This is a genomic window from Marinobacter sp. SBS5 (genome assembly GCF_048285575.1).
GTDB lineage: Bacteria > Pseudomonadota > Gammaproteobacteria > Pseudomonadales > Oleiphilaceae > Marinobacter.
In genome coordinates this window covers 229,428-243,395 of record NZ_JBLWAZ010000004.1, presented here as the reverse complement: position 1 = coordinate 243,395, position 13,968 = coordinate 229,428, and the positions used below count along the sequence as shown (strand labels likewise).

Genomic DNA, 13,968 nt, shown 5'->3' with positions numbered 1-13,968 from the left:
CTGCATGGCTACACAATCAGACCTTTCCTGTAACGGGCTGGTGCGGCGCTTCGGCGCCCATACAGCGGTAAATGACATTTCATTGGACGTACCTGCTGGCACGTTCTTCTCTATTCTCGGCCCGTCTGGTTGCGGCAAGACCACGCTGCTACGCCTGCTGGCGGGCTTCGATAAACCGAACGAGGGTGATATCTATATCCGTGGTGAGCGGATGAATGATGTTCCGCCTAACCGCCGGCCGGTGAACATGGTGTTTCAGCACCTAGCCTTGTTTCCCACCATGTCGGTGGGCGACAACATCGGCTATGGCTTGAAACGGCGGAAAGTGCCCGCGGCCGAACGCCGGAAGCTGACGGCAGAAGTGCTTGAACAGGTAGGCCTACCGGGGCTCGAAAACCGTAATCCGCTGGAGTTGTCCGGTGGCCAGCGCCAGCGGGTGGCCCTTGCCCGTTGTTTGGTGCTGAAACCTACTCTGTTGTTGTTGGATGAACCTTTAGGTGCGCTTGATCTTAAACTGCGGGAACAGATGAAGGTGGAGCTTAAGCACCTTCAGAAGCAGTTCGGTACAACCTTTGTGTACATTACCCACGATCAGTCGGAAGCCATGGTGATGTCCGATCAGGTGGCGGTGATGAAAGACGGTCGCTTTGATCAGGTAGCACCACCAGAAGTGCTCTATCGGGAACCCGCGACGCCGTTCGTTGCGGGTTTTGTAGGCGATAACAATCGGCTGGCGGGAGAAGTGGTCTCGCTGGCAGACAATCTGGCACACATCCGGCTGGATAGTGGCGAGGTGGTGCGCGGCCGCCTGGCGTCGAATGAGCTGCCGCCGGGTGCGCGTGCGGAGCTGTATATTCGCCCCGAATCGCTGATGTTTACCGGTTCTGCGCCGAACAGTGATTACTCGGTGATGCAGGCGAGTGTGAAGGCGACACTGTTCGACGGTGCGAATAGCCGGGTTGAGGCGGAAAGCAGCGGCAGCCCCGTGTATGCCCGCTTACCCCAAGACGGTTCCGCGCCAGCCTTGACCACCGACAGTACGATCAAGCTGGCTTGGGACCCCATGCTGGCTCGAGTGTTCAGGGTGGATGGGGCATGAAATCTTCGGCGAGTAGCCTCTCACTCTGGCTGTTGTTAACCCCCTTCCTGTTGTGGATTGTGCTGTTGGTGTTGGTGCCCCACATACAAATGCTCAGGGTGTCGTTTCAGGTTCGCGAGAGCTGGGACACGCTGGCATGGGGGGTGGAGCAGTATCAGAACTTCTTTACGGAATCGTATTACTGGCGCACCTTCGTACGTACCGGCGTGATGTCATTGTTCACCACCTTTCTGACGCTGCTGGTGGCTTTCCCCATTGCTTGGTACATCGCCAAAATGGCCCGTGGCCGCAGCAAAGGCATACTGTTTCTGGCCTGCCTGATTCCTTTTTGGGCCAGTGAGTTAGTACGTACTTACGGCTGGATGATTCTGCTGCGTGAAAGTGGATTGTTCAGCTCTTGGCTGCAGGCATTGGGCTGGGCCGATGGCCCGGTGGAAATGCTCTATAACGATGTCGCGGTGATTGTCGGGCTTGTCTACAACGGCTTGCTGTTTATGGTGGTGCCCCTGGTGACCACGTTGGATGGTATGGACGAGAATCTGGTGGAGGCGGGTTACGACCTTGGCGGCGGCCACGCCACGGTGCTGCGGGAAGTCGTAGTGCCTTGGGCCATGCCCGGCATCGTTTCGGGTTGTATTGTGGTGTTCATGTTAACGCTCGGCAGCTATCTGACACCGGTTCTAATGGGCGGCAAAGACAGCGCTTGGTTCACCGAACAAATCTTCACCCAGTTTATTACCCGCTTCAATTGGGAGCAGGGAGCCGCTTTAGGGGTACTTTTGCTGGTGTTGTCGTCAGTGATGGTGTGGGTTGGACTGAAATTGTCTGGTCAGTCTCTGCGCAAGGTAATGGGGTGACCGCATGATTCGTTCCGTACCTCGTTCCCGTTTGTTTGATGGCCTCTACTTGGCCTATCTGGTGGCCTTTTTCGTCTACCTGGCAATGCCGCTGCTGGTGACAGCCGCCTTTGCGTTCAACGATTCCCCGTTTCCCTCATTGCCTTGGCAAGGGTTTACGCTGGACTGGTATTTGGCGGATGGCAGCGAAGGGCGAACGGGCCTGTTCCATGACGATGGCCTGCTCAGTGCATTGTGGGTCAGCACCAAAATCGCCTTTTGGGTAACTTTGGGCAGCGTTGCACTGGGTTGCGTGAATGCGGTGTTGTTTGAGCGTCTGCAGTTTCGCGGCAAGGAGTTCTTGTATCTGCTGATGCTGTTACCGCTGGTGATTCCCGGAGTGATTCTGGGGGTTTCTATTCTAGTGTTCTACAGCGGCACGGCGAACGAAGTGTCCCGGTTGTGGGGTATCGAGCTGGATATCTTTCGGCCGGGCATGACGCTGGTCGTTATGGGGCAAGTGACGTTTATTACAACACTGGCCACGCTGGTCATCGGCGCACGGTTGCGAAAGTTTGATCCACAATTGGAAGAAGCGGCGCTGAACCTGGGCGCTACGCCATTGGTGGCGTGGTTCACCGTGACCTTGCCTTGGTTGATGCCGTCGATTTTCGGGGCGGCGGCCATGGCGTTTCTGATGTCGTTCGAGAACTTCAACACCACGGTTATGCTCACCGGTAGTGACACGCCGTTGACGGTAGCGCTCTTTAACCGATTGCGAGAGGGATCTACGCCGGTGCTCAATGCCGTGGCGCTGTTCTTGATGGCCGTGTCCGGGCTGTTAGCGATGCTGACTTTGCGGCAAAACCGAGGGGATCAATAGTTCGCGGAAAGGAAAGAAATGCCCTGCAGCTATCACCGGATAGCAGCAGGGCATTGCAGATCAGTGCCAGATATTGCTGTCGATCTTCTCGTGCAGTTCTGGATAATCTTTTGACTTGAATTGCGGGACCAAACCTTCCTTGCGCTGTGCCAAATAATCTTTGGTCAGCTTAGTTACTGTGCCTGACAAGAGCACAATGGCAATCAGGTTGATCACGGCCATCAGACCCATGGAAGCGTCTGCTGCGTTGAATACGGTGACGACGGCCTCGTAGCCACCCCAAATCACCATACCCAAAGCGGCTAGACGCAGAATCGTCAGGCCCAATGTATTGCCGCCTTTCAAGTACACCAACGCGTTTTCAGCATAGGTGTAGTTGGCGACAATGGAGGTAAAGGCGAAGAACAGGATGGCCACGGCAATGAAGTAGCTGCCAAATTCGCCGAGGTGAACTTCCATCGCTTGTTGCGTCAACTGGGTGCCGGTCACGCCGGAGCCAGGCTCAAGAACGCCGGCGAGCAGGATCATGACCGCCGTTGCTGTACACACAACGATGGTGTCGACAAACACACCGAATGCCTGCACCAGGCCTTGAGAAGACGGGTGGTGTGGCGCAGGTGTGGCTGTGGCGGCAATGTTCGGCGCCGAGCCCATACCCGCTTCGTTGGAGAACAAGCCGCGCTTGATACCATTGAGCATGGCGGCGGTGATGGAGCCCGCAGCGCCACCGGCCGCTTCTTCAAGGCCGAAGGCACTTTTGACGATCAGTGCCAGTACGCCCGGTACTTCAGTAATGTTCATGGCCATGACGACCAGCGCCAACAGCACATAAGCACCGGCCATAAAGGGCACTACAAATTCAGCAAAACGAACGATTTTGCGTAAACCGCCGAAAATTACCAAGCCCGCACACGCGGCAATCACTACACCCACACCCAGTTTCGGGGTGCCAAAGGCGCCTTGCATGGCATCTGCAATGGAGTTGGCTTGAACCGCGTTGAACACAAGCCCGAAGGAAATGATCAGGCACACTGCAAAAATGGCTGCGGCCCAGGGTGCTTTCAGGCCCTTGGCGATATATACAGCGGGACCACCGCGGTATTGGCCTTTGCCATCACGAACTTTGTAAAGCTGTGCCAGAGTGCTTTCCGCATAACCCGTGGCCATACCCACCAAAGCGACCATCCACATCCAGAAAATGGCGCCGGCACCGCCCAGATACAGCGCGACGGCCACACCGGCCAGATTGCCAGTACCTACGCGCGAGGCGAGACTGGTGCAGAGAGCCTGAAACGGAGATATGCCGTGGACGTCACTTTCACGGGAGCCACGGATGGCGCGTACCATCTCTCCGAAATGACGAAACTGTAGAAAGCCGAGGCGAATGGTGAAGAAAATGCCTACGGCGAGCAAACCGTAAACGAGGACATAGCCCCAAATAATAGAGTTGAGAAAATCGACAATTGCGGTCATCGACTAGCGCCTTGTGATTTGTGAATGAAAGTTAACCTAGAGGCACGGCAGTTTAGCACGGTGAAATTTCACGCAGCTTGCGGATATCCGTGATACCCCGGCAGCAAAAAATCTGCTTTCGGGGTGTTCAGAAGAGAGGTGGTTTTGTCAGACGACCAGTACCGGGCACTTAGCCTGGGAGGCTACGCGGTGCGATACGCTGCCGAGAAACATGCCGTCTTTGTCGGTGTTGGTGCCCTTGGTGCCGACCACGATCAGGTCGGCTTCTTTGTCCTGGGCGAACTTCACAATGACTTTCGAAGGACGGCCTGCCTTCACAAAGCCACGGACCTTGGTGGCTCCATGATCCTTGGCAAATTCTTTGGCGTGGTTAACCACGCCTTTTGCGTATTCCGACAGCACCTTGTCCGGAATATCCATATCATCCGGCCGGCCTATTGATAGGGAGGCCTCAAACAGGCTGTGGTGTTTGTAAACGCAGAGGATGAAAATCTCCACGTCCGGCATCAGCCGTTGCAGCTCAATCGCCTTATCCAGTGCCCTCAGCGAAGTTTTGGAGCCATCAACGGCCGCAAGAATTCGTTTGAACATAGCAGTCTCCTGTTATTGGCCGGAAATCCGGCTTACTGCGGGTAAGCCAGATCCCTCAGGAACAGCGCAATTTGCGGGAAGGCGATGATCAAACCAGCGGCCGCGACCAGCATGAAGATGAACGGTGGTGTGCCACGGATAACCTCCAGATAGGGCCGCTTGAAGATGGCGATGGCGGTGAATATATCGCAGCCGAACGGCGGTGTTGCCGAGCCAATGGCTACCTGCAAGGTGATCAATACACCCACCAGAACCGGATCCAGACCTGTGGATTGGATCGCGGGTGCAAAAATTGGGGTGAGAACCAAGATCACCACGATGGGGTCCACAAACATGCAGGCAATGAAGAACGCGATACAAATTGCGATTAGTACGCCTACCGGGCCGGCTTCGTTAACGCCAACGGACTCCAGAATCGCTTGTGGAATCTGAGCGAAGGAAATAATCCAGGAGAAGCCGTTACCTACTGCAACCAGAATGAATACCACCGCTGTGATCAGGCCCGTGGATTTGGCGATGCGGTAAATGTCGTTGAGCTTCAGTGAACGGAAAACCACGAATTCCAGCAGGAAGGCATAAAGCACGCACACTGCAGCCGCTTCCGTCGGGCTGAAGATCCCGCCATAGATACCGCCGACAATAATGACCGGGAACATCATAGGCCAAGAGGCATCCCGTACCGACAGGGCGCGTTGTTTCCAGCTGGCTTTTGCTTCTGTGGGCACATCGTTCTTGTAGGCGTAGATCAGGCAGTACACCGAAAACATGCACAAAATCAGCAGGCCCGGGCCAATGCCCGCAATAAATAGCTCGGCAATGGAGGTTTCGGAGATAACGCCGTAAATGATCATGCCGATACTGGGCGGAATCAGGAAGGCAATGTCACTGGCGTTGATGATCAGCGCCAGAGTGAATGAATCCGAGTAGCCAGCTTTCAGCATTTTGGGGCGCAGCGGAGAACCCACGGCGACAACGGTTGCCTGAGTGGAGCCGGATACCGCGCCGAACAAGGTGCAGGAGGTGGCGGTACTGATCGCCAGGCCACCTTTCACGTGGCCGATAAACGACATCACCATGTTGATCAGGCGGTCGGCTGACTGGCCGCGAGTCATAATGTCTGCGGCCAGAATGAACATGGGTACAGCGATTAACGACGCCGGCCGGATGCCACCCATCATTTGCTGGATGAACGTGCCCATCTGGCCGAAACCGTCAAACATCATTACAAAGCCAATCACCGCGGCGGTGATCAGCGGAATCATCATCGGGAAGCCCAAAAGCAACAGCCCGATCATGGTGAGCATCATGATAGTTGCCATAGTATATGTGTCCTCAACCTTCCAGGTTTATGCTGCTTTTAGACTTCTGATTCAGTGTCGGCATAACCGTCAACCACCCCTGTTGAAAGGTAAACGTCCTTGCTGGTTAAGTTCTTGATGGCGGTGAGGAAGTATTGAATACCAGTGACTGCAAAACCAATGGGTGCCCAGACGTAAATCCACCAGATAGGTAAGCCTAGTGCAGGCAGGATTCGACCTCGGCCGTGCAGTGTTTCGATGTACCCGTAGGAGTAGTAACACAGGAAAAACATCACGACAGAGGTAAAAAGCGCGATGATGATCATCAGAACTTTCCGCCCACCGGCCGGAAACGCATCGTAGACTGCTGACATGCGAATATGGCGGCCATGACGGGCTGCATAGCCGATGCCGGCAAAAGTGATCAGAATGATGAGGATTCGATTGATTTCGCCGGAGAAAAACAGGCCTTCTCCAAACACAAAACGGCCAATCACGTTAACGCAGGTGTTGATGGCCATCAGGATGACGCCGGCGGCCAGCATCACCGCTTCGGTTTTGGCAATCCATTCGTCGATGGTGCCAAGAATGCCGGGTAAACCGGATTCGTAGGCGCCAGTATCGTCTTCGACAGCCTCTTGAGGATGCTCAGACATGGGTGGTGCTCCACAACTGATTGCTCCCGGCGGGCAAAGACTCCGGCGGGGCGGGTTTAAACCTTAGCCGGACAACAAAGGGTGGCCTTAGCCACCCTTTGAATCCTGCCGTTTATTCGCCTTTAACGGCTTCAAGGTCGGCTTTGAACTGTTCCAATAGTTCCTTACCACGCTTACCGGTCATATCGATAAACTTCTCTTCAACCTGCGGCGCGCGGGCGCGGAAGGCTTCGATCTGTTCTTCGTTCAGACGGGTAACGGTGACTTCGTCGCTCTTAGAGGTAATCTTTTCCAGAGCCTCGTCGGCCAGACCATCGATATGCTCGATGATCTCTTCGAAGGCGTAGTCGGCTGCATCCTGAACCAGCTTTTTGTCTTCATCGGACAGGCCGTTGTAGAAGTTCTGGTTAGCCATCATGGCGGTGGTGAACCAGCCGTGACCGGTGAACACCAGATTCGGAGAGACCTCGTACAAGCCGCCGGATTCAATCCAGAAAATCGGGTTTTCCTGACCCTGGATCATGTTGGTTTGCAGAGCACCGTAAACTTCACCCCAAGGCAGAGGTGTCGGGGTAGCGCCGAAAGCAGAATAGGTTTCTGACAACAGCGGGTTGGTCATAACCCGGATCTTTTTGTTGTTCAGTTCTTCAGGCGAGGTGACGGGCTCGTCAACGGTGACCACCATTTCACCTTCGGGGTACATTTGCAGAAGCTCCAGACCCTGTTCGGCATAAAGCTTGGGGAAATCCTCGTTGATCGCTTTGGATTCACGGAAGAATTCGATCACCGTGTCCATGTCGGTTGGCATCAGATAGGGGATAAAGAAAATCTGCGCTTCCGGAATCAGCGCGCCGGTGAACCCCGGAGACTGGTTGACGAAATTAAGGATGCCAGCCTGGGTTTGCTCCATGATGTCGTCAGACTCACCGAGCTCGCCAAAGCGGAAGATCTGCAAAGTGTGGTCTGAGTTTTCTTCGATGTATTCTTTGAATTTGTAGGCGTAGACGTCTTGAACATCACCCTCGTATTCTTCGTGGGCGTAACGCCAGTTGGCGGCATTTACTGCGTTGGCAGCGGTCAGCCCGGCAAAAGCCAATGCTGAAATACCGACCAGTTTCCGGAATTTGTTTGTGCTGTTCATTGCGTGATCTCCGCTCGCTTTTTTTAGTTAGTTCCTTGTTAACTTTACAAAGACTGGCAAAACAAAGCGGTTTTCGCAAGGAACTGGCCAAAATTAGAAAACATGAGAAAGTGAACGAACGGATTTTACAACGTTATGATTTCAGTATGGATTCTGCTCGCTTAAACAGCTTTTCATGAAGTGGCGAAACTCCCTGACGACCCTGTCCACGCTGTTTTCAAGCCGGTGCCCGTCCGGCAGTATCAGGGCTTGCAACTGCTGCTGACGAGCAAGTTCTAGAACGGGCATGACCGGCACCACATCGTCGTTCCAGCCATGAATGATTTGTACGTGTTTTGCCTGAATGGTCGGGCTGGATTGCGGGTACTTGGCCAATGCCAGCGCCGGAGCTAGCAGAAAACAACCCCGAACCGGTGTGTTTGCACTGGTTTGGGCACAAACCCAGCCGCCCATGCTAGAGCCGGCCAGAATGGTTCGCTCCGGTGTGGCGCCTGCTGCAGCCATGGCATCACGCATTTGTTGCAGGCGGGTTTCCGGGTCTTTGGTGCTGGTGTGATCTATCGCCTCTGCGATCACACCGGGAAACTCTTCAGCCACGGCTTTCATGGCCTGCACTTTGGTGCCTTTCGGTCCACTTTCCAGCCCGTGTGATAAAAAGACGAAAAAGCGATCATCAGTCATCGGACAAACTCTCTGCCAAAATGTTGAGTGCATGCCGGCGCTTCTCCGGCTCGTAGATGTCGACAGTAAACATCAGTTCCTCGACCTGTATATCGGAAAGTAACTCGTCAAGCTGCTGCTTGATGTCCGTCGAGTTGCCGAGTACCTGCAAGCCCAGAAAATCTTTCACGCCTGCTTCTTCGGCGGCGTTCCAAAGGCCTTCCATGGAGTCGACAGGCGGCTTCATCCATAACGGTTGCCCCCGGAACAGCGCCAGAATACGCTGGTAGCTGGTGGTGGTCAGGTGTTTCGCCTCGTCTAGGGAGTCGGCCGGTACTGCTGGAATGGCGAGCATGGCGTAAGGCTGTTGCAACTGCTCCGAGGGTTGGAAGTTGTCGCGGTACACCCGCAGTGCTTCCCGGTACAAACGAGGCGCAAAGTGGCCGGCAAAAGCGTAGGGCAGTCCCCGCATAGCCGCCAGTTGGGCGCTGTAGAGGCTGGAGCCCAACAACCAGATGGGCACGTTGGTTCCAGCGCCCGGAATGGCTTTGACCTGTTGCCCCGGCTGAAGAGGGCCGAGCAAGCTTTGCAGGTGTGCAACATCTTCCGGGAACTGCTCGGCGCCAATGCTTTCACGGCGCAGCGCGCGGGCGGTTATCTGGTCGGTTCCTGGCGCGCGGCCAAGCCCCAAGTCAATACGCCCCGGGTACAGGCATTCCAGCGTGCCAAACTGTTCGGCAATGACCAGCGGCGGGTGATTGGGCAGCATGACACCGCCAGAGCCGACTCGAATGCTGTTGGTTTCTCCGGCAATGTGGCCCACCAGCACCGAGGTTGCGGAGCTGGTGATGCCTTCCATGTTGTGATGTTCGGCCAGCCAGAAGCGTTTGAAACCCAGACTTTCAGCGTGTTGGGCATAGGCAACGCTGTTTGCCAATGTGGTGGAAACGGAATCACCTTCGCGCACGGAGGCCAGTTCAAGCAGTGAATAGTCGAGTTTTTTGGACATGAGGCTCCCGAGTGGTGAGAAGGGTATGACATTACTAGCTAAACATGGCGACTTCGGGACGGCTCTTCAAGGGTAGATTGGAAATGACGGGGCGAGAATCCGCTACTATATGTGTATTGCGCAAGCAATTTCCCCAAGGGTAGTTTGAACGCCTCCCGCGCTCATTTGGTAAAGGACAGGATTGATGGTCGAATTCACGGCAGTTGTGGTTGAGCAATTAAAGAAAAACCTTGGGGATACACTGAGCGCCTTTGGTGGCCACGAGTTTGCCTGGCGTGAGGTGGGAGCCTATGTGCTCAGCCAGATGCTGATTTCGATTCTGTATTTGGCTTTGTTTCTGGGAGTATACCTAGTGTTGATTGGGCTTATTCGACTAGTGGTCGGTAAGCGCAATGTTGATCGCTCCGTCTTCAAGCACGGGAGAAGCGGGCTACGGTATCTGACCGGGCTGGGTGCGTTGCTGGTTATCCTGGCGCAATTCGGAGCGGGAGTTGAGTTTTTAAAAGCGGTCGCGAGGGCGGGTTTGCTGGCGCTGGGCTTCTACGTGGCGTGGCTGGTCGTTCGTCGCCTGATTGCTGAAACGCTTCGCCGCAACCGGTTGGATGCGTCTATCCAGCAGCTGGCCGGCAATGTGTTGTCGGTGGTGATGGCGACCTTCGCGGTGGTCACTATCCTCGCGCAGTTCGGGTTTGACCTGTTGTCGATTGTGGCGGGCCTGGGGATTGTCGGTATTGCCGTGGGGTTTGCGGCCCAGTCGACGCTTTCGAACTTCATCGCCGGTATCACCTTGCTGATTGAGCGGCCGTTTCGCATTGGCGACTGGGTCACCATTAATGGCCAGGATGGCAAGGTGGTGAAGATTGCGCTGCGAACCACGTGGCTGCGGACTCGGGACAACATTTTTACCATGATTCCCAATGACAGCGTCGCTTCTTCAGAAATTGTTAACTACAGTGCCGAAGGCGCTACAAGGCTGAACATTTCGGTAGGTATTGCCTACAAAGAGTCCGCCAAGGCTGCCCGAGATGCCATTATGCCGGTACTTTTGGCGCACCCGGAAGTGCTGCAGTCACCGGGCATGGAGCCACGGGTGGTGCTTAAAAATCTGGGCGACTCGTCGGTCGACCTGGAAGTCAAAATCTGGATTACACCGGATAACCTGGATGTGCAGCCAACCATCATGGCGGACGTGTTGGAGCAGATCAAAGAGACGCTGGATGAGGCTGGTATCGAAATACCCTTCCCGCATCTGCAGCTCTTTGTAGACGAGGCTAAAGGCTTGAAGCCGATCCTGGAGCCGCTTTATCCAAAAAACCGGGTAGATCGTGCCGCAGAGTCTGGGGGTGATAGCGCGTGAGTGAACTGTTCTACGATGCCGCACCCAATGCCACGCGGATCGCTCCAGCAAGGCCTGCACCAAGAGAATATCCAGCGAAGCCCACCGAGGTGACGCTGTTTGGAACCTGCGTGGTGGACCTGTTTTTCCCGGAAGCGGGGCTGGATGCCATTCGTTTGTTGGAACGCGAAGGTATTCGGGTGCATTTTCCACAGGAACAATCCTGTTGTGGCCAGCCGGCCTGGACCTCTGGTTATGTGAACGAGGCGAGGGACGTTGCTCGTTCCCAGCTGGATGTGCTGGATAACGGCCTGCCGGTGGTGGTGCCGTCCGGTTCCTGTGCTGGCATGTTTCGCCAGCATTATCGGGAAGTATTCGCTGAGGAGCCTGCAACGCTGAAACGCGTCGAGGATTTAGCTAGGCGAACGTTTGAACTGACCGAATTTTTGCTTCATGTGTGCAAGGTTGAGTGGCGGGACTTGGGCCAGCCCACTCAGGTTGCTCTGCACACGTCTTGCTCTGCCCGCCGGGAAATGAACACTCACCTGCACGCCCGGGAGCTGCTGGGCAAACTGGATAATGTGGAAAGGCTGGATCACGACCACGAAAGTGAATGCTGTGGTTTTGGTGGCACCTTCTCGGTGCGCATGCCGGAAGTGTCCGGCGCCATGGTGCTCGATAAAACACGAGCCTTGCGGGACAGCGGAGCGGTCGAAATGGTGACCGCCGATGGCGGATGCCTGTTGAATATCAATGGCGCTTTGGATAAGCAAAAGCAGGCCTTCCGGGGACGGCATCTGGCCAGTTTTCTGTGGGAGCGAGTTAGTAGCGAGGGGGTGTCATGAGCCAGCGTATTCCGGTGACAGAACTCGCCAGCAGTTTCCGTGGCCGCGCCACAGATGCTTTGGCGGACAGCCAACTGCGGACCAATTTCCGGGTGGCCATGGACTCGCTGATGCAAAAGCGCGCCGATGCGTTCCCCGACGAGCATGAACGCGAGGGGTTGCGGGAGTTGGGCAATCACATCAAGGCCCGGGCTTTGTCCCAATTGCCAGATTTACTGGAGCAGTTGGAAGCTAAGCTGACCGAAAACGGCGTTCAAGTACATTGGGCCGAAACTACGGAAGAGGCCAACCGCATTGTGCACGCCATCATCGAGTCGAAACAGGGCTCACAGGTGGTGAAAGGCAAATCCATGGTCAGCGAAGAAATGGAGATGAACGACTACCTAGCTGAACGGGATATCGAGTGCCTGGAATCCGATATGGGCGAGTACATCGTCCAGCTGGATGGCGAAAAGCCGTCCCACATTATCATGCCCGCCATTCACAAAAACCGCCGGCAGGTGTCGGAACTTTTCCACAACAAACTGGGTGTGGAAGAAACCGACGATGTGAACGAATTGATCCAGATTGGCCGGCGTATTCTGCGCAAAAAGTTTATGGAAGCTGACGTCGGAGTGTCGGGCGTTAATTTTGCGATCGCGGAAACCGGAACCCTGCTGCTGGTGGAGAACGAAGGCAACGGCCGCATGAGCACTACGGTACCGCCGGTGCATGTGGCGGTCACCGGGATCGAAAAGGTGGTGGGAAACCTTCGGGATGTGGTGCCCTTGTTGTCGTTATTGACGCGCTCGGCACTGGGGCAGCCGATCACCACCTACGTCAACATGATCTCCGGCCCCCGCAAACCGGATGAACTGGACGGCCCGGAAGAAGTGCACTTGGTTCTGCTGGATAACGGCCGCAGCGGAGCTTTTGCCGACGCCCAACTGCGCCAAACTCTGAACTGCATCCGCTGCGGTGCCTGTATGAACCATTGTCCGGTGTATACCCGAGTGGGTGGCCACACCTACGGTGAAGTGTATCCCGGACCGATTGGCAAGATTGTCACCCCACACATGGTGGGCCTAGATCACGTGCCCGATCACCCCAGCGCCTCGTCATTGTGCGGTGCTTGTGGTGAGGTATGCCCGGTGAAAATTCCCATTCCGGAGCTGCTGCAACGGCTGCGGCAGGAGAACATAAAAAGCTCGGAAGAGCTGCAGGTTGTAAAAGGAGGTGGCGCCAAATACTCCCGCAAAGAGCGCGGCCTTTGGCGCATATGGGCAACGTTGAATAGCCGGCCAGCGTTGTATAAAGGTTTGCTATGGGCCGCAACCCGCTTTGGCAAGCTGACGCCCGGCAAACTTGGCCCTTGGACCGACAATCACACTGCGCCGATACCGGCTCGCCGGTCCTTGCACGATTTGGCGAAAGCCCACCTGAACGCCCAGACAAAAACGGGAGGCCAACCATGAGCGCCCGCGACAATATTCTGAACAAACTCCGGGCAGGCTTAGAGGGAACAACGCCAAGGCCCGATCAGTTTGACGAGGCGCTGGTAACCGAGCCTTGGCAGTACGCGCCGGAAGACCGAATCCAGCGCCTTCGCAGCCTGATGGAATCCGTTCATACCGAGGTGTATACGCTGGCTGCAGCGAACTGGCCTGCGAAGGTGCAGGAGCTGTTGGAGAGCCGAAAGCTGGGCAACCTGCTGTACGCACCGGGTACAGAGCATGGTCGGCAACTGGCGGGGCATTGGGCGGAAGCCGGCGCCAAGCAGGACTTGCTGGCCTATGACCGCTCGATTGAAGACTGGAAGGAAGAGCTGTTCTGGCAAGTGGATGCCAGTATCACCAGCACCGCCGGTGCCATTGCTGCAACCGGATCGCTGGTGTTGTGGCCGGACCGGCATGAACCGCGTTTGATGAGCCTGTTACCACCGCTGCATATCGCCTTGCTGAAGGCGAGCGAGATCGAAGACAACCTGTACGGCATGATGCAAAAGCAGAACTGGTCGGCCGGTTTGCCCACCAATCTCTTGCTTGTATCCGGGCCCTCGAAAACGGCTGATATCGAGCAGGTGCTGGCGTACGGCGCTCATGGCCCGAAAGAACTGATTGTCCTCATCCTTGAGGATGCCTGATCTTCAAACGCGCATAGTC

At 55.6% G+C, this 13,968-nt stretch carries 14 protein-coding genes; 7 read left to right on the top strand and 7 right to left on the bottom strand.

Features of this window, described 5'->3' with window-relative positions; all coding sequences use genetic code 11:
- Positions 1–4: 4 nt before the first annotated feature.
- The 3 genes from ACNQ6O_RS12710 to ACNQ6O_RS12700 are packed head-to-tail and all read left to right on the top strand — an operon-like array spanning position 5 to position 2,818.
- Complete coding sequence (locus ACNQ6O_RS12710; RefSeq protein WP_418053597.1) at positions 5–1,099, top strand: ABC transporter ATP-binding protein; 1,095 nt, start codon at positions 5–7, stop codon at positions 1,097–1,099.
- Positions 1,096–1,956 (top strand): ABC transporter permease, encoded by an 861-nt coding sequence (locus ACNQ6O_RS12705; protein WP_418053596.1) that lies wholly within the window; start codon positions 1,096–1,098, stop codon positions 1,954–1,956. Before ACNQ6O_RS12710 ends, ACNQ6O_RS12705 begins: the two co-directional genes overlap by 4 nt.
- Positions 1,957–1,960: 4 nt before the next feature.
- Complete coding sequence (locus ACNQ6O_RS12700; RefSeq protein ID WP_418053595.1) at positions 1,961–2,818, top strand: ABC transporter permease; 858 nt, start codon at positions 1,961–1,963, stop codon at positions 2,816–2,818.
- 60 nt (positions 2,819–2,878) lie between these two features.
- On the opposite strand, the gene ACNQ6O_RS12695 is transcribed toward ACNQ6O_RS12700, so the two are convergent.
- From ACNQ6O_RS12695 to ACNQ6O_RS12665, 7 genes are all read right to left on the bottom strand, one after another.
- Positions 2,879–4,291, bottom strand: a complete 1,413-nt coding sequence (locus ACNQ6O_RS12695) for an alanine/glycine:cation symporter family protein (protein ID WP_418053594.1) — start codon at positions 4,289–4,291, stop codon at positions 2,879–2,881.
- A gap of 147 nt (positions 4,292–4,438) precedes the next feature.
- A complete protein-coding gene (locus ACNQ6O_RS12690) occupies positions 4,439–4,882 on the bottom strand; it encodes a universal stress protein (protein WP_418053593.1) in 444 nt (147 codons plus the stop codon).
- A gap of 32 nt (positions 4,883–4,914) precedes the next feature.
- Entirely contained in the window at positions 4,915–6,201 is a 1,287-nt protein-coding gene (locus ACNQ6O_RS12685) for a TRAP transporter large permease (RefSeq protein ID WP_418053592.1), read from the bottom strand.
- A 38-nt stretch (positions 6,202–6,239) separates the two neighbouring features.
- Positions 6,240–6,836 carry a TRAP transporter small permease gene (locus ACNQ6O_RS12680; protein ID WP_418053591.1) on the bottom strand — a complete coding sequence of 199 codons (597 nt, stop codon included), beginning with the start codon at positions 6,834–6,836 and terminating at the stop codon, positions 6,240–6,242.
- A 112-nt stretch (positions 6,837–6,948) separates the two neighbouring features.
- Complete coding sequence (gene dctP, locus ACNQ6O_RS12675) at positions 6,949–7,977, bottom strand: TRAP transporter substrate-binding protein DctP (RefSeq protein ID WP_418053590.1); 1,029 nt, start codon at positions 7,975–7,977, stop codon at positions 6,949–6,951.
- Between the two features lie 141 nt (positions 7,978–8,118).
- Positions 8,119–8,658: a YqiA/YcfP family alpha/beta fold hydrolase gene (locus ACNQ6O_RS12670; RefSeq protein WP_418053589.1), complete on the bottom strand. Its 540-nt coding sequence runs from the start codon at positions 8,656–8,658 to the stop codon at positions 8,119–8,121.
- The gene (locus ACNQ6O_RS12665) at positions 8,651–9,646 is read right to left on the bottom strand and encodes an LLM class flavin-dependent oxidoreductase (RefSeq protein ID WP_418053588.1); all 996 of its coding nucleotides are present in this window, start codon (positions 9,644–9,646) and stop codon (positions 8,651–8,653) included. Before ACNQ6O_RS12665 ends, ACNQ6O_RS12670 begins: the two co-directional genes overlap by 8 nt.
- A gap of 184 nt (positions 9,647–9,830) precedes the next feature.
- On the opposite strand from ACNQ6O_RS12665, the gene ACNQ6O_RS12660 reads away from it, so the two are divergent.
- Genes ACNQ6O_RS12660 through ACNQ6O_RS12645 form a run of 4 tightly spaced genes read left to right on the top strand, consistent with a single transcriptional unit; the run spans position 9,831 to position 13,949 of the window.
- Positions 9,831–11,003, top strand: a complete 1,173-nt coding sequence (locus ACNQ6O_RS12660) for a mechanosensitive ion channel family protein (protein WP_418053587.1) — start codon at positions 9,831–9,833, stop codon at positions 11,001–11,003.
- Positions 11,000–11,827: a (Fe-S)-binding protein gene (locus ACNQ6O_RS12655; protein ID WP_418053586.1), complete on the top strand. Its 828-nt coding sequence runs from the start codon at positions 11,000–11,002 to the stop codon at positions 11,825–11,827. The genes ACNQ6O_RS12660 and ACNQ6O_RS12655 overlap by 4 nt, the downstream gene beginning before the upstream one ends.
- Complete coding sequence (locus ACNQ6O_RS12650) at positions 11,824–13,281, top strand: LutB/LldF family L-lactate oxidation iron-sulfur protein (RefSeq protein WP_418053585.1); 1,458 nt, start codon at positions 11,824–11,826, stop codon at positions 13,279–13,281. Before ACNQ6O_RS12655 ends, ACNQ6O_RS12650 begins: the two co-directional genes overlap by 4 nt.
- Positions 13,278–13,949, top strand: coding sequence for a LutC/YkgG family protein (locus ACNQ6O_RS12645; protein WP_418053584.1), 672 nt, complete (start codon positions 13,278–13,280; stop codon positions 13,947–13,949). The genes ACNQ6O_RS12650 and ACNQ6O_RS12645 overlap by 4 nt, the downstream gene beginning before the upstream one ends.
- Positions 13,950–13,968 lie beyond the last annotated feature (19 nt).